Annotated in this window: 14 protein-coding genes; 9 read left to right on the top strand and 5 right to left on the bottom strand. The window is 74.0% G+C overall.

Going from position 1 to position 14672, the window contains the following annotated elements:
- Positions 1–115: 115 nt before the first annotated feature.
- The 5 genes from ACH4RC_RS31495 (at position 116) to ACH4RC_RS31515 (ending at position 7348) form a co-directional block, all read left to right on the top strand.
- Complete coding sequence (locus tag ACH4RC_RS31495) at positions 116–274, top strand: hypothetical protein (protein ID WP_398206940.1); 159 nt, start codon at positions 116–118, stop codon at positions 272–274.
- A 127-nt stretch (positions 275–401) separates the two neighbouring features.
- Positions 402–3482, top strand: a complete 3081-nt coding sequence (locus ACH4RC_RS31500) for an FAD-binding and (Fe-S)-binding domain-containing protein (RefSeq protein ID WP_398206942.1) — start codon at positions 402–404, stop codon at positions 3480–3482.
- Between the two features lie 186 nt (positions 3483–3668).
- Entirely contained in the window at positions 3669–5456 is a 1788-nt protein-coding gene (locus tag ACH4RC_RS31505; RefSeq protein ID WP_398206944.1) for a glycoside hydrolase family 15 protein, read from the top strand.
- Between the two features lie 20 nt (positions 5457–5476).
- Entirely contained in the window at positions 5477–6478 is a 1002-nt protein-coding gene (locus tag ACH4RC_RS31510; protein ID WP_398206946.1) for an SDR family oxidoreductase, read from the top strand.
- Between the two features lie 114 nt (positions 6479–6592).
- The gene (locus tag ACH4RC_RS31515; RefSeq protein ID WP_398206947.1) at positions 6593–7348 is read left to right on the top strand and encodes an ANTAR domain-containing protein; all 756 of its coding nucleotides are present in this window, start codon (positions 6593–6595) and stop codon (positions 7346–7348) included.
- A 208-nt stretch (positions 7349–7556) separates the two neighbouring features.
- On the opposite strand, the gene ACH4RC_RS31520 is transcribed toward ACH4RC_RS31515, so the two are convergent.
- The 3 genes from ACH4RC_RS31520 to ACH4RC_RS31530 all read right to left on the bottom strand — a co-directional run bounded on the left by ACH4RC_RS31520 (position 7557) and on the right by ACH4RC_RS31530 (position 9331).
- Positions 7557–8024 (bottom strand): hypothetical protein, encoded by a 468-nt coding sequence (locus ACH4RC_RS31520; protein WP_398206949.1) that lies wholly within the window; start codon positions 8022–8024, stop codon positions 7557–7559.
- Positions 8025–8137: 113 nt separating this feature from the next.
- Positions 8138–9163 (bottom strand): YdcF family protein, encoded by a 1026-nt coding sequence (locus tag ACH4RC_RS31525; RefSeq protein WP_398206951.1) that lies wholly within the window; start codon positions 9161–9163, stop codon positions 8138–8140.
- A 9-nt stretch (positions 9164–9172) separates the two neighbouring features.
- Entirely contained in the window at positions 9173–9331 is a 159-nt protein-coding gene (locus ACH4RC_RS31530; protein WP_398206953.1) for a hypothetical protein, read from the bottom strand.
- 258 nt (positions 9332–9589) lie between these two features.
- Here ACH4RC_RS31530 and ACH4RC_RS31535 point away from each other — a divergent pair, with 258 nt between their 5' ends.
- Entirely contained in the window at positions 9590–10399 is an 810-nt protein-coding gene (locus tag ACH4RC_RS31535; protein ID WP_398206955.1) for a thioesterase family protein, read from the top strand.
- Between the two features lie 9 nt (positions 10400–10408).
- On the opposite strand, the gene ACH4RC_RS31540 is transcribed toward ACH4RC_RS31535, so the two are convergent.
- Entirely contained in the window at positions 10409–10951 is a 543-nt protein-coding gene (locus ACH4RC_RS31540; protein ID WP_398206956.1) for a DoxX family protein, read from the bottom strand.
- 83 nt (positions 10952–11034) lie between these two features.
- Between ACH4RC_RS31540 and ACH4RC_RS31545 the strand changes: the two genes are divergently transcribed.
- From ACH4RC_RS31545 to ACH4RC_RS31555, 3 genes are all read left to right on the top strand, one after another.
- Positions 11035–11181 carry a hypothetical protein gene (locus tag ACH4RC_RS31545; protein ID WP_398206958.1) on the top strand — a complete coding sequence of 49 codons (147 nt, stop codon included), beginning with the start codon at positions 11035–11037 and terminating at the stop codon, positions 11179–11181.
- Positions 11182–11198: 17 nt separating this feature from the next.
- Entirely contained in the window at positions 11199–11411 is a 213-nt protein-coding gene (locus ACH4RC_RS31550; RefSeq protein ID WP_398206960.1) for a hypothetical protein, read from the top strand.
- Positions 11412–11656: 245 nt separating this feature from the next.
- Complete coding sequence (locus tag ACH4RC_RS31555) at positions 11657–12514, top strand: DNA ligase (RefSeq protein ID WP_398206962.1); 858 nt, start codon at positions 11657–11659, stop codon at positions 12512–12514.
- Between the two features lie 438 nt (positions 12515–12952).
- On the opposite strand, the gene ACH4RC_RS31560 is transcribed toward ACH4RC_RS31555, so the two are convergent.
- Positions 12953–14668, bottom strand: coding sequence for a glycoside hydrolase family 13 protein (locus ACH4RC_RS31560; protein WP_398206964.1), 1716 nt, complete (start codon positions 14666–14668; stop codon positions 12953–12955).
- Positions 14669–14672: the final 4 nt, after the last annotated feature.

Here is a 14672-nt window from a genome sequence, read left to right on the forward strand (position 1 = left end):
TGTGGGTGGAACACGACCCACGGTGGGCCGGTCGTCCGCCCCGCGCATGTCGGGGCGGCGGTGACCACTCGACTGGGCGCATGTGTCGTGGGCCCGGCCCCGGGCATCCGGGGGCATGGAGATGTGGACGGACGGGTCGGTACCCGTGGTGTCGGCGGCGGGTGCGCGCGCCCCCGACTTCGTACCCCTGTGGGTGCAGACGCTGATCGTGGTGGTGGCCTTCGGCCTCGTCGGCCCGGCCCGGCACCGCCGGAACCGGCGGAGCAGACGCTGACGGACCCGGCCCCGCGCGCCGCGACAGCTCCCCTGCGCGGTGCGAGGCTGGGTACTCGCCCCCCGCACCACGGGCGGACCCGTGGCCGCGGCCGACATGCCGAGCGTCCAGGAAGGCGGACCGTCCCATGCCCAGCGCCACCTCCGTGCCCGCCCCCGCCGTGGACGTCCCGACGCTGGAGGCGGCGCTCCGCGACGAGGTGGACGGCGAGGTCCGGTTCGACGCGGGCAGCCGCGGCGCCTACGTCACCGACGGCTCGAACTACCGGCAGGTACCGATCGGCGTCGTCGTGCCCCGCACGGTGGAGGCGGGCGCGCGGGCCGTCCAGGTGTGCGCCCGCTTCGGCGCCCCGGTCCTGTCGCGCGGCGGCGGCACCAGCCTCGCGGGCCAGTGCACGAACACGGCCGTCGTCATCGACTGGACCAAGTACTGCGAGGCGCTCGTCTCCGTGGACCCCGAGGCGCGGACCTGTGTCGTCGAGCCGGGCATCGTCCTCGACGTCCTCAACGAGCGGCTGTCCGGCCACCAGCTGCAGTTCGGGCCGAAACCGTCCACGCACAGCCACTGCGCCATCGGCGGCATGATCGGCAACAACTCCTGCGGCGCCTCCGCCCAGGCCTACGGCAAGACCGTCGACAACGTACGCCGCCTGGAAGTCCTCCTCTACGACGGCACCCGCATGTGGGTCGGACCGACCGACGACGCCGAACGGGCCCGCATCACGGCCGAGGGCGGGCGCCGCGCCGAGATCTACGCGGGGCTCGACCGCCTCGTCACCGAGTACCTGGCCGACATCCGCCGCGGATACCCGAAGATCCCGCGCCGCGTCTCCGGCTACAACCTCGACTCGCTCCTGCCGGAGAGCGGCTTCGACGTGGCCAAGGCGCTCGTGGGCAGCGAAGGCACCCTGGTCACGGTCCTGCGCGCCGAACTCGACCTCGTACCCGTCAAGTCCAACCAGTCGCTCCTCGTCCTCGGCTACGACGACATCTGCGCCGCCGCCGACGACGTGCCCCGCCTCCTGGAGCACTGCTCGCCCACCCAGCTGGAGGCCCTCGACGGGCGCATGGCCCAGCTGATGCGCGAGGAAGGCGCCTACCTCGACTCCCTCGACATCCTCCCCGCCGGCGACAGCTGGCTGATGGTGCAGTACACGGGCGACAGCCAGCAGGACGTCGACGAGCAGGCGCGCGGCCTGCTGCGGGCCATCGGCCGCGGCGAGGACGACGCCGACGTCGCCTTCTCCGACCGGCCCGAGCGCGAACAGAAGATGCTCATGGCCCGCGAGGCCGGTCTCGGCGTCACCGCGCGCCCGCCCGACGACCGGGAGACCTGGGAGGGCTGGGAGGACTCCGCGGTCCCGCCCGAGCGGCTCGGCGACTACCTGCGCGACCTCAAGGAACTCTTCGAGGAGTTCGACTACGACCACCCGTCCGTCTACGGGCACTTCGGGCAGGGCTGCGTCCACACCCGTATCCCCTTCGGCCTCAGGACCGCCGACGGCGTCGCCGGCTTCCGGCGCTTCCTGGAGCGCGCCGCCGACCTCGTCGCCTCCTACGGCGGTTCGCTGTCCGGCGAGCACGGTGACGGGCAGGCCCGCGGCGAGCTGCTGAACCGCATGTACGGCGAGCGGCTCGTCACCGCCTTCGGCGAGTTCAAGGCGCTGTTCGATCCCGGGGACCGGATGAACCCGGGCAAGGTCGCCCACCCGAACCCGGTCGACGGACAGTTGCGCCTCGGCGCCGACTGGCGGCCCGACACCCCCGCGACGCACTTCCAGTTCCCCGACGACGACCACTCGTTCGACCGCGCCGTCATGCGCTGCGTCGGTATCGGCAACTGCCGCAGCCACTCCGGCGGCGTCATGTGCCCCTCCTACCGGGCCACCAAGGAGGAGGAGCACTCCACGCGCGGCCGGGCCCGGCTCCTCTTCGAGATGCTCGACGGCCACGCCGACTCGGCGGTCAAGGACGGCTGGCGGTCGCCCGAGGTCCACGACGCGCTCGACCTCTGTCTCGCCTGCAAGGGCTGCAAGTCGGACTGCCCGACAGGCGTGGACATGGCCACGCTGAAAGCGGAGTTCCTCTCCCACCACTACGAGGGCCGGCTGCGCCCGGCGGCGCACTACGCGATGGGCTGGCTGCCGCTGTGGGCGCGGCTGTCCCGGCTCGCGCCCTCCCTCGTCAACGCGGCGCTGCACGCGCCCGCGCTCGCGCGCGTGGGCAAGCGGCTCGCAGGAGTCGCGGGGGCCCGCCCGGCGCCCGTCTTCGCCGAGCAGTCCTTCCAGGAGTGGTGGCGGGCGCGCGGGGGCGAGCAGCCCGATCCGGCCGACCCGCGCACCGTGGTCCTGTGGCCGGACACCTTCAGCGCCTCCTTCCACCCCTCGATCGCGATCTCGGCGGTCCGGGTCCTGGAGGACGCGGGATTCCGGGTCGCCGTCCCGACCGAACCGGTCTGCTGCGGCCTGACCTGGATCTCGACCGGCCAGCTGCCGACGGCGAAGAAGGTGCTGCGCCGCACGCTGGACATCCTCCGCCGCTACCTGGAGGCGGGCACCCCCGTCATCGGCCTCGAACCGTCCTGCACCGCCGTCTTCCGCTCCGACGCGCCGGAGCTGCTCCCGGAGGACCAGGACGTACAGCGCCTCGCGGCGCAGTTCCGCACCTTCGCCGAGCAACTGGTCCACCACGCCCCCGACGACTGGCGACCGCCGCGCCTCGCCCGGCAGGCTACGGTCCAGACCCACTGCCACCAGCACGCCGTCATGAAGTTCGACGCCGACCGCGAACTCATGCGCCGCGCCCACCTCGACGCCGACGTCCTCGACGAGGGCTGCTGCGGCCTGGCGGGCAACTTCGGCTTCGAACGCGACCACTACGACGTCTCCATGACCGTCGCCGAACAAGGCGTCCTGCCCGCCGTGCGCGCCGCCACCCCCGGAGCCCTGGTCCTCGCCGACGGGTTCAGCTGCCGCACCCAGATCGAGGACGGCGGCACCGGCCGCCGCGCCCTGCACCTCGCCGAAGCGCTGGCGCTCGCTCTGGACCACCCCGGCTTGCCGAGCGAGGCCCCCGAACGGCTGGCCGAGCGCCCCGCGCCCCCGTCCCGCACCGCCCGCTGGGCTCTGACGGCGAGCGCCGCCGCGCTGACGGCGACGGCGGTGGCGGCGACGTGCCGAGCGACGCGCCGCGCCTCGCACCGCCGATGACACCCGTCCCGAGCCGCCGGCGTCGCGGCCCTCACCCACCCCGGAGCGGCCGGCCCGGTGACCCGCCGCGCCCTCGGCCGACCGGACCGGTCGCTCCTGTCGCTGCGTCAGCCGGCCCGAGCGACGACCCCGCAGAGAACACCCCCGCATACCGGGGCCCGCCCCACCCCGCAGGAGGCCGTACCCGTGAGCACCACCCCGTCCACCCCGTTCCCGCCCCACGCGCTGCACGACTACGCGCTGCTCGCCGACGGTGAGCGGGGCGCGCTGGTCGGGCCGGACGGGGCGCTGAACTGGTTGTGCGCGCCCGCCTGGCACGACGACGCCGTCTTCGCCTCGCTGATCGGCGGCGCGGGCGTCTACGCCGTGACCCCGCACGGGCGCTGGGTGCCCGGCGGGTACTACGAGGCGGGCACGCTGATCTGGCGGAACCGGTGGATCACCACGGGCGGGGTCGTCGAGTGCCGCGACACCCTCGCCTTCCCCGGTGACGAGCGGCGCCTGGTCCTGCTCCGGCAGCTCCACGCCGTCGAGGGCGCCGCCCACCTGCGTATCGTCCTGGACCCGCGCGCCGACTACGGCCGCGCCCCGCTCGCCGACACCCACCGCGACGACCAGGACGTCTGGCACCTGCGGACCGGCCGGCACCGGCTGCGCTGGCAGGGCGCCCCCACCGCGAGCGCCGGGGCCGAGGGCCTCATCGCCGACCTCGTGCTGCGGCCCGGCGAGCGGCGCGACCTCGTACTGGAGTGCTCCGACCTGCCGCTGCCCGACGAACTGCCCCGCGCCGGACGGGAATGGGACCGGACCGAGCGGGCCTGGCGCGACGCGCAGCCCGAGCTGACCCACACCATCGCGGGCGCCGACGCGCAACGCGCCCACACCCTCCTGCGCGGCCTGACCACGCGCGGCGGCGGCATGGTCGCCGCGGCCACCACCAGCCTGCCCGAACGCGCGGAGGCCGGCCGCAACTACGACTACCGCTACGTCTGGATCCGCGACCAGAGCTACGCGGGACAGGCCGCCGCCGCCGCAGGCGCCCACGACCTGCTCGACGCGGCGGTGCGCTTCACCGGTCAGCGGCTGCTCGCCGACGGTTCGCGGCTGACGCCCGCCTACACGATCCACGGCGACCCCATCCCGGGCCAGGAGGAGCTCGACCTGCCCGGCTACCCCGGCGGGCACAGCCGCATCGGCAACCAGGTACGCGAGCAGTTCCAGCTGGACTGCTTCGGTGAGGCGCTGCTCCTCCTCGCCGCCGCCCAGCGCCTGGACCGGCTCGACTCCGACGGGTGGAAGGCCGCCGACGCCGCGGTACGGGCCATCGGCGAGCGGTGGCGCGAGCCCGACGCGGGCATCTGGGAGCTGGACACCCGGATGTGGACGCACAGCCGCCTCGTCTGCGTGGCGGGCCTGCGCGCACTCGCGCTGGCCGCCCCCCGCCACCCGCTCGCCGCCACCTGCACCGCCCTCGCCGACACCGTCCTCGCCGCCACGGCGCGCACCTCCGTGCACCCCGACGGGCACTGGCAGCGCGCCTCCGACGACCCCGCCGTCGACGCCGCCCTGCTGCTGCCCGCCGTCCGCGGCGCCCGGCCCGCCGACGACCCCCGTACGCGCGCCACGCTCGCCGTCTGCCGCGAACAGCTCGCGGACGACCACTTCATGTACCGGTTCCGCCACGACGACCGGCCCCTCGGCGACGCCGAGGGCGCCTTCCTGCTGTGCGGGTTCGTCATGGCGCTCGCCGAGCACCAGCAGGGCAACGCGGTCGACGCGCACCGCTGGTTCGAACGCAACCGCGGCGCGTGCGGCGCCTCAGGCCTGTACGCGGAGGAGTTCGACATCGCCCAGCGCCAACTGCGCGGCAACCTGCCGCAGGCCTTCGTGCACGCCCTCCTCCTGGAGACCACCGTCCGACTCGCGAAGGCCCCCGAGACACACCGCGCGGACCGTCGGGCCGCGGACCACTGAGCAAGGAGCTGACCCGAGCCATGCCCCAGACCGTCGTCATCACCGGTGCGAGCGCCGGGATCGGCCGTGCCACCGCCCGCGAGTTCGCGAAGCGCGGGGCCAACGTCGTCCTCGTCGCCCGCGGCCGGGCCGGACTCGAATCGGCCGCCGAGGACGTCGAGTCGCTCGGCGGCCGGCCCCTCGTCCAGGTCGCCGACGTCTCCGACGCGGCGCAGGTCGAGGCCGCCGCCGACGCCGCCGAGCAGAGGTTCGGGCCCATCGACGTATGGGTCAACTGCGCGTTCAGCACCGTCTTCGCGCCGTTCGACGAGATCACCGCCGAGGAGTTCGACCGGGCGACCCGGGTGACGTACCTGGGCTTCGTCAACGGCACCCGCGCCGCGCTCGAGCGGATGCTGCCCCGAGACCGCGGCACGATCGTGCAGGTCGGCTCCGCGCTCGGGGAACGGTCCGTGCCGCTGCAGTCCGCGTACTGCGGCGCCAAGCACGCCATCAACGGCTTCACGTCGTCGCTCCGCATCGAACTGCTGCACCGCAAGAGCAAGGTGCACGTCACCATCGCGCAGATGCCCGCCCTCAACACCCCGCAGTTCTCGTGGGTGTCCTCGAAGCTTCCCCAGCACCCGCAGCCGGTCGCCCCCATCTACCAGCCCGAGGTCGCGGCCCGCGCCGTCCTGCACGCGGCGGACCGTCCGCGCCGCAAGCAGTACTACATCGGCGCCAGCACGGTGGCGACCCTGTGGGGCAACCGCCTGGTCCCGGCGGTGCTCGACCGCTACCTGGCGCGTACCGGCATCGACTCCCAGCAGACCGACCAGCGCCCGCCGACCGGCAGGAGCAACCTCTTCGAACCGGTCGACCGGACCGAGGACGGCCTGCACGGCGCCCACGGCGTCTTCGACGACCGGTCCCACGGCCGCTCCTGGCAGGCCGCCGTCTCCCGTCACCCCGTCGCGGGCCTGTCGGCGCTGGCGTCCGTCGCCGCCGCCACGGCCTGGCTCGGCCGGCGCGCCCGACGCTGACCAGGACATGTGCCGAAACCATTCCCCGAAGTCGTCGCCGGCGCCAGAATGGTGGCACAGCCACGCGGTTCACGCAGGAACCGCGCTCGGCCGCGCCTCGCGGGGGACGACATCATGGAGCAGCCGGAGCGGGACGAGCGCCTGGCCCGCGCCGTGCTGGAACTGACGGCCACCGCGACGGACGACTTCCACCTCGCCGACCTCCTGCGCGTGCTGACCGAGCACGTGGTGGAACTGCTCGGCGTACCGGCGTCCGGGGTCGTCCTGGTCGACGACCGGGGGCGGCTCGTGGCGGTCACGGCCACCACGGGCGCGGTGCGTCGACTGGGCGTTCGAGAGGCTGAGTTCGACGAAGGCCCGGGCCGCGACTGCTGCGCCGAGCACACCGCTGTCGGCCCGGTGGACCTGGGCACGAGCGCCGCTGCCGAGCGCTGGCCGCGCTTCACCGGGGCCGCCCGCGCCGCCGGATTCGGTGCGGTGGCGGCCCTGCCGATGCGGCTGCGCAAGGAGGCTGTCGGCGCGGTCAACGTGTTCGACACCGCGCCCGACCGGCTGGGCTCTGCCGACCTGCACGTGGCGCAGGTGCTCGCCGACGCGACCACCATCGGGATCGTGCACCGGCGTTTCCGCCGGGAGCTGGCCGACCGCGCCGACCGCCTGCGGACGGACCTGGACCGCCGTATCGCCGTCGAGCAGGCCAAGGGCGCGGTCGCGGCCCGCCTCGGCATCAGCCCGGACGCCGCCCTGCTTCACCTGAGCGCACACGCCCGTGCCCGGCGCATGACGCTGCCGCAGCTGTGCGCGCGGATCGTGACGGAGAGGGGGGACGTCGACCTGCCGGCCCTGCCCGGCGAACCGTACGGAGACTGACCGGCAAGGCGAACCCTACGGAGACTGGCCGGGAGCGCGAACCGGACGGAGACTGGCCGTGAAGTCGGCCGGCTCCGCCGACACGGGGATACGGGGCGGCGGAGCCGGCGGCCGCCCGAGAGCGACCTCCGTATGGTGCCCCGTTGGACCCCCGCGCCACCAGGGCGCTTCGGCGGACCCGGGGGGCGCGCGGCGCCGCCCACGCACTCTAGGCCCGCCGGTGTTTGGCCCCGTAGAAGGCGGACCGGGCCGCTCGGACGCGGGCGCTCTGCCGGTCGGTGTCCCGGGCCCGCGCGAGGGCCGCGCGGAGCGCGTCGGGGTCGGCCAGATGCCCGCTGCCGTCCGGGGCGGTGCGCCACAGGAGGGCGTGGCGCTGCACTCCGGTGAGGGCGTCGGCGTTCGGGGACGGGACGGCGATGCTCTCACCGGTCGTCAGGACGGACGAGGAGCGCGGCTGCGGCGGCCAGGTGTCGGAGTCGTCGGCGTGGGCGAGGATGTAGAAGACGGGGCGCGGCTCGATGTGCTGCTCCAGGACCGGCACCTTCTCGGCGAGGCCCCCGAGCTCCCACAGCACGGTGAGGCCGAGCGGCTGGGTCAGCCGCAGCGCGTCGAAGCGGCGTCCGGTGGGGATCCTCGCCACGTACGGGGGCTGGTCCCACTGCCGCTGAACTTCCACAGGGTCAGGGTGGCAGGACGCCAACCACGTCTCGCCGTCCATGCGTTGACCGTACGCCGCAATGCCGTGCGCGTCAGCCGGACCGGATTACCGGCAGGTTCCGGCCGCGGGCCCTAGACGCGTCCGGTGGGCGACCAGCCCAGCCACCAGATCACCAAGCCGCCCAGGACGAGGAGCAGGAAGATCGCTGCGTTGGTCCTGCGGTAGGTGAGCAGCAGCGCGACGAACTCGCGGATCATGGCGCTCGGCCAGAAGTACGAGGCGGTGCGGGCGCCGATGACATGGCCGCGGACGCCGGTGCGACGGGCGGTCACCGCGGCGCGGAACACGTGGTAGTTGTTCGTGACGATCACGCACCGGTAGTCGGGCTTGGCCTGCTGCATCAGCGCCTTGCTGAACCGCAGGTTCTCCTCGGTGGTGGTCGAGCGGTCCTCGCGCTCGACGAGGTCCTCCGGGAAGCCCCGTGCCACCAAGTAGTCGGCCATCGCGTGGGACTCGGGCAGCTTCTCGTCCGGGCCCTGCCCGCCGGAGGTCAGGAGGATGGGCCGCCTTCCTCTCCGCGAGAGCCTGGCGTGCTCCTCGCGGGCCCGGTCCAGGCGGCTCGCCAGCAGGGGCGGCACGGTGTCGCCACCGATCAGGCCGGAGCCGAGGACGACCACGTAGTCCGCCTTGCGCCGGATGCGCACCCGTTCGTACAGCTGGGCGTAGAGGAGGAAGCAGGCGAAGAGGAAGACGACAAGTCCCGTCAGCACGACGGCGGTCGCCGCCGCCACCAGGAGCGTACGGGTGTGCAGGACCAGCGCGGTGACCAGGAGGCCGAGCAGCGCGATCAGGGCGAGGCCCGCGCCGAGGGACAGCAGGTTGGCCGGGCTCCTGCCCTCCTTGCGCACCATGGTGACGCCGTTGGCGAGCAGGAACCACGCCAGGGCGATGACGCCGAGCGCCGCGAGGACCAGCAGGGCCACCGCCACGTCGCTGCCCAACTGCGGCTTCCTGGCGGCCAGTCGCAGGAACAGCGCGGTCGCCGCGAACACGATCGCGAGGCCGAGGAAGACGGCGTTGCTGACCCGGCGCCGTTCACGCAGCACTCCGAAGCAGAACATGAGGAAACACACGAGCGCCGGAACGTAGGCCAACATGTGGCCATGCTACTGACGTGCGGGAAGCCCCCGGCGCCAGCCCTTGTCGCCGCTCACCGCCGACCGCCGTCGCGGCGCGTCTCCCGCCGCCGCGGACGCCACGCCGGTCACCCCGGCGAGCGTCCGCGTGGCCGACGACTCGCGCCACCAGGCCACCAGTCGCGCCACCACGACTCCGGCGGGGCGGGGGTCCGCGTCCCCGGCCGTCGCGGACGACGGCTCACGGTCGACACGGGGGAGGTGACGGTCATGCGCGCGGCTTCTCGGCCGGCCCAGGGACGGACTCCGCGCGGGGTATGAACATCTCCCCGGACGTCCGGGCGCCGCGCCGGACGCGTCCTTCGTCCGGCCCCGGCCCTGTCTCCTGTGCCGGGCGAGCGCTCGGTTACGTTGATCGTCCCGCACCGGCCGGAAGGAACACGCCCGTTGAGCACCGACAGCACCGACAGCACCGACAGCTACTACGAGCCGATCGACGCCCACCGCTACAAGCCCACCTCGCACGCGAGCGGTGCCTGGGACCCGGACGAGCAGCATTTCAGCCCCCTCGGCGGACTCGTCGTGCACGCCATCGACCGCCACCTGGCCGCGCGCCCCGAGCCCAGCGGCCTGGTCCTGGCGCGGATCGGCTTCGACATCCTCGGGCGCCTCGGTCTGGAGGAGTGCGAGATACAGGTGGAGACGGTGCGGCCCGGCCGCACCATCGAACTGCTCGAAGCCGTCGTCGTCATCGCGGGCCGGGCCGTGGTGCGCGCCCGCGCCTGGCTGCTCGCCCCGGGCGACACCGCCCGGATCGCGGGCGGCGGCCCGGAGCCGCTCACGCCGCCCGAGGACCTCGCGTCCTGGGCGCTGGACGCGGAGTGGCCGGGCGGGTACATCGCCTCGGTCGACGTCCGCCCGGCCTCGCCGCCGCGGCCCGGCCGCACGGCCGCCTGGGTCTCCACGCCGCTGGAACTGGTCGCCGGGCAGCCGAGCAGCGCGCTCGCGTCCTATATCACCCTGGTCGACACCGCGAACGGCATCGCCGTACGGGAGTCGCCCGCCGAGTGGATGTTCCCGAACGTCGATCTCACGGTGCATCTGCACCGGCAGCCGGAGGGCCGCTGGACGGGTCTGGACACCACGGTGACGTTCGGCCCGGCCGGACACGGGGTGACCAGCACCGTCCTGCACGACGTACGCGGCCCGGTCGGCTACGCGGAGCAGATCCTCACCGTCCGCCCGCGGCAGGCGTGACGCCGCGCGCTACTTGCGGATGAGCAGGACGAGCGCCGCGATCACGAGGGCGAGGAGCACGGCGGCGACGCCGTGACGCAGCCGGTGTGCGCGCAGGCCGGGCAGGAAGCGGTCCACGGCGATCCGGCCCGGCCCGGTGAGGGCGAGCCCGGCGGCCCCGGCGGCGAGGAGCAGCTCGTACTCGACGCCGGCGGGCGCGAAGAAGCCGCCGCCCCATTTGACGGCCAGCGCGTTGATCATGGTGCCGAGGACGGCCGCGCCGGCGAGCGGCGTCAGGATGCCGAGGACGAGCCCGAGCCCGCCGAGGGTCTCGCTGAGCCCGGCGACGACCGCCATCATCTTCCCCGACGGGTAGCCGCTCTGCGCGAAGAACTGGCCGGTGCCCTCGATGCCGCCGCCCCCGAACCAGCCGAAGAGCTTCTGCGTGCCGTGCGCGGCGACGGTCAGCCCGAGCGCGACGCGCAGGACGAGCAGGCCGATGTCGTAGGCGTGGGGGGACGCGCTTCGAGGAGTGGTGTCCGCGGCGGACGGGCGGGTCAGGACGGAGGTCATGTGGGGGATCCTTCCGGCGGGTCGGCTGCTGCTTCGCGAGTACAACTTGAACTTTCAAGATCGTGGGCGAGCCTAACCGATGCGTGAAACTTAAACAACGCGGCGGGGGCGGCGCGGACACGACTGACTCGCGCGGTCCAGGGCACATGGACGACATGAAGCTACTGATCATCGTCATCGTCGTCGTCCTGGCCGTGGCCTGGTTCATGAAGTCGCGGAAGGGGCGGTGACCGGCGACCCTGGAGCCATGACGAGTGCCCCGATCATCGTGCACCCGCCGTCGCGCACGGGCGGCCGGCGGGTGACGGCGCGCGGCCAGATCCTCGGCCTCGCGCACTCGGACGACGACGTCGTGGAGTTCCTCCGGCGCGCCGGGCTCGCCGACGCGGAGTCGCTCCTCGACGACCCGGCGTGGGTGAAATGGCGCGGCGGACGCGCCCACCACTACGAAGCGGCGTGAGGAGCCACGACCCGCACGAACCGCGCCGTCATACGGTCACCGGCGGCTGTCCGAAGAGCCAGTTGCCCGGCGCCTGCGGGTCGTCGCTGGTGAAGTACTCCACCACGGCCTGAGGGCCTGGACCGAATCGACGAAGACGCGGTGACGCGGCGGGCGCCCGTGTCGACCCTCGTGTCAGCCGGGCCTGACGAACGAACGGCCTAGCCGGGACTGCGGTATTCGCTCTCCTCGGCAAGCCTTGACGTGTGGAGTTTCCTGTCGCTGTCGCGCTCGCCGAGTCCGTGCCCACGCTGCCCACCGGAGCCGACTGGTGGTACGAGCCCAAGTTCGACGGCCAGCGGCTCGTCATGCACCGCACCGAGGAGGGGGTGAAGTGCCACGCGCGGTCCGGGCGCACCGTCACCACCGCGTGGATGGAGCTCGTCGCCGCCGGGCAGGGCGCGCTGCGCCCCGGGACCGTCCTCGACGGCGAGGCCGTCGTCTGGATCGACGGCCGCCTCGACCTCGCCGCCGCGGAGGCGCGCGGGAACGCGACGCCCCGCCGGGCGTCCGCGCTCGCGGCGGAGTACCCCGCGTACTACGCCGTGTGGGACTGCCTCGCCGTGGACGGCGTGGATCTGCGCGAGCGCCCCTACCGGGAGCGGCGCGCGGCGCTGCTCGACGTCCTCGCCGACGCGCAGCCGCCGATCCGGCCCGTGCCCGCGACGGACGACGCGGAGGTGGCGCGGGTGTGGTTCGAGCAGCTCCAGGCGCAGGGCGTCGAGGGTGTCGTCGCGAAGCGCGCGGAGTCGCCCTACCGGCCGGACCTGGTCTGGCAGACGGCCAGGCACAGCGAGACGGTGGACGCGGAGGTCGTCGGCTATGTGGGGCCGGCCGTCCAGCCGCTGCGGGTTGTCGTGCGGCTGCCGGACGGCCGGCACCTGCTGTCGCAGACGGTGATCGCCCAGGTCGCCGCCGACATGGCCCGCCACATCACGGACTCGGGCCCCGGCCGGCGGGCCCGGACGGACGACGGGGAGACGTACACGACGACGGGCCGCGGCCTGGTGGTGGAGGTCGTCGCGGGAACGACACGGCATGCGACGGTGACCCGAGTGCGGTGACGTCTCTGGGACGCCGGGGCGTAGTCAGCGCGCGGGGCACCCGGGCACGGTGACGTCTCCGAGTGACCCATGGCGGCCCGCGGTGAGGCTCGGCGGGTTCGCGGTCAGCCCGCAGGCTGTGCAGGCCCGCACGGTGAGGCCCGGCGGGTTCGCGGTCAGCCCGCAGGCTGTGCAGGCGCGCGCGGTGAGGCTCGGCGGCGCAGGCTGTGCAGGCCCGCACGGTGAGGCCCGTGGGCCCGACAGACCCGTGGGCCCGACAGACCCGTAGGCCCGCGGTCCCGCAAGCCCGCGGTCCCGCAAGCCCGCGGACCTGCAAGCCCGCAGGGCCTGCGCCTACGAACCCTTGGGCCCGCAAACCCGTGGCCCCGTGAACCCTTAACTCGCAGGCCCTGCAGGTTGCAGGCACCGCAGCTTGCAGGCCGTGCAGGTCGCAGGTTGTCAGGCCAGCGAGCTGTCAGGCCCCGGGCGCTCAGGTTCCCGCGCCGTCCGCAGCCATGCCGTCGTCCACGCCGGGAGCAGGCCGTCCCGCACCGGGCCGGAGGCCAGCAGCACCTCGCCCGCCGGGAGCGGCACCGGGGCGTCGGACAGGTTGCTGACGGTGTGCCAGCCGCCCGCGCGGGCGAAGTGCAGCAGCCCGCGCTCCGTCTGCCGGTCCGTGCTCAGCCACGTCAGACCCTCGTCTCGTACGAGCGCGCGGCGCAACCGCAGGGCCGCGCGGTACAGCTCCAGGACCGAGCCCTCGTCGCCCCGCTGGACCTCGGCCGCGTACCGGCCCCAGTCCGCGGGCTGCGGCAGCCAGGAGCCGCCGGTGCCGAAGCCGAAGCTCGGGCCCCCGGCGGTCCAGGGCAGCGGCACCCGGCACCCGTCGCGGCCCTTGACGAGCCCGCCGCTCCGTACCCACATAGGGTCACGCAGGTCCTCCCGGGCCAGATCCGCGACCTCGGGAAGCCCCAGCTCCTCGCCCTGGTACACGTATGCGGAGCCGGGCAGCGCCAGCATCAGGAGGGCGGCGGCGCGGGCCTTGCGCAGCCCCGACTCCAGGTCGGGCGCGGGCTGTCGCCCGTCGGTGAGCAGCCATGCCTCGATGTCCGGCTTGGCGGATCCGTCGGGCAGGGCGTAGCGGGACGGGTGGCGCACCACGTCGTGGTTGGAGAGCACCCAGGTGCTGGTGGTGCCCGCGCCGCGGGCGTCGGCAAGCCCGGAGCCGATGGTGGCCCGCAGCTCGGCGGCGTTCAGGCGCGCGTAGAGGAAGTCGAAGTTGAACGCCTGGCCGAGCCCGTCCGGCGAGGCGTACGCGGAGCGCCGTGAGGCCCGGACCCAGGCCTCGGCGACGGCGAAGCGCGGCGGGTCGTACGCGTCGAAGACCTTCCGCCAGCCCCGGTAGATCTCGTGCACGGCGTCCCGGTCCCACAGGGGGTGGCTGCCGTCGTCGGGCAGGGTGCCCGGCTGGTAGTCGGCACCGTCGCCGAGGTCGCGCAGCGGTTCGCCGAGGTCTTTGGCGAGGCCGTGGGCGACGTCGATGCGGAAGCCCGCGACACCCCGGTCCGACCAGAAGCGCAGGGTCTCGTGGAAGTCCTCGCGCACCTCGGGGTTGCCCCAGTCGAAGTCGGGCTGCTGCGGTGCGTAGAGGTGGAGGTACCACTGTCCGTCGGGGACCCGGGTCCAGGCGGGCCCGCCGAAGCTGGACGGCCAGTCGGTGGGCGGGAGTTCGCCGTGCGCGCCCTTGCCGTCACGGAACACGTAGCGCTCGCGCGCGGCGGAACCGGGTCCGGCGGCGAGCGCCTCCTGGAACCAGCGGTGCCGGTCGGAGGAGTGGTTCGGCACGATGTCGACCATGATCTTCAGGCCGAGCCGGTCGGCCTCGGCGACCATCGCGTCGAAGTCGGCAAGGGTGCCGAGCCGCGGGTCGACGTCCCGGTAGTCGGCGACGTCGTAGCCGCCGTCCGCCAGCTCGGAGGGGTAGAACGGGCTGAGCCAGACGGCGTCCACGCCGAGGTCCGCGAGGTGGGGGAGGCGGGAGGTGACGCCGGCGATGTCGCCGATGCCGTCGCCGTCGGAGTCGGCGAAGCTGCGCGGATAGACCTGGTAGACGACGGCCTGCCGCCACCAGTCCGCGTCGGTCGACGGTCCGGCGGAGGCGTGGTGCTGGGTCATGCGG

The organism is Streptomyces sp. NPDC016845 (assembly GCF_044332585.1).
In the GTDB taxonomy this organism is placed as follows: Bacteria; Actinomycetota; Actinomycetes; order Streptomycetales; family Streptomycetaceae; genus Streptomyces.

Excerpts from the sequence above, each read along its gene's own strand:
- ACH4RC_RS31495 (WP_398206940.1), top strand. The coding sequence starts at position 116 with ATGGAGATGTGGACGGACGGGTCGGTACCCGTGGTGTCGGCGGCGGGT.
- ACH4RC_RS31525 (WP_398206951.1), bottom strand. The coding sequence starts at position 9,163 with ATGTTGGCCTACGTTCCGGCGCTCGTGTGTTTCCTCATGTTCTGCTTC.
- ACH4RC_RS31515 (WP_398206947.1), top strand. The coding sequence starts at position 6,593 with ATGGAGCAGCCGGAGCGGGACGAGCGCCTGGCCCGCGCCGTGCTGGAA.
- ACH4RC_RS31510 (WP_398206946.1), top strand. The coding sequence starts at position 5,477 with ATGCCCCAGACCGTCGTCATCACCGGTGCGAGCGCCGGGATCGGCCGT.
- ACH4RC_RS31500 (WP_398206942.1), top strand. The coding sequence starts at position 402 with ATGCCCAGCGCCACCTCCGTGCCCGCCCCCGCCGTGGACGTCCCGACG.
- ACH4RC_RS31560 (WP_398206964.1), bottom strand. The coding sequence starts at position 14,668 with ATGACCCAGCACCACGCCTCCGCCGGACCGTCGACCGACGCGGACTGG.
- ACH4RC_RS31550 (WP_398206960.1), top strand. The coding sequence starts at position 11,199 with ATGACGAGTGCCCCGATCATCGTGCACCCGCCGTCGCGCACGGGCGGC.
- ACH4RC_RS31540 (WP_398206956.1), bottom strand. The coding sequence starts at position 10,951 with ATGACCTCCGTCCTGACCCGCCCGTCCGCCGCGGACACCACTCCTCGA.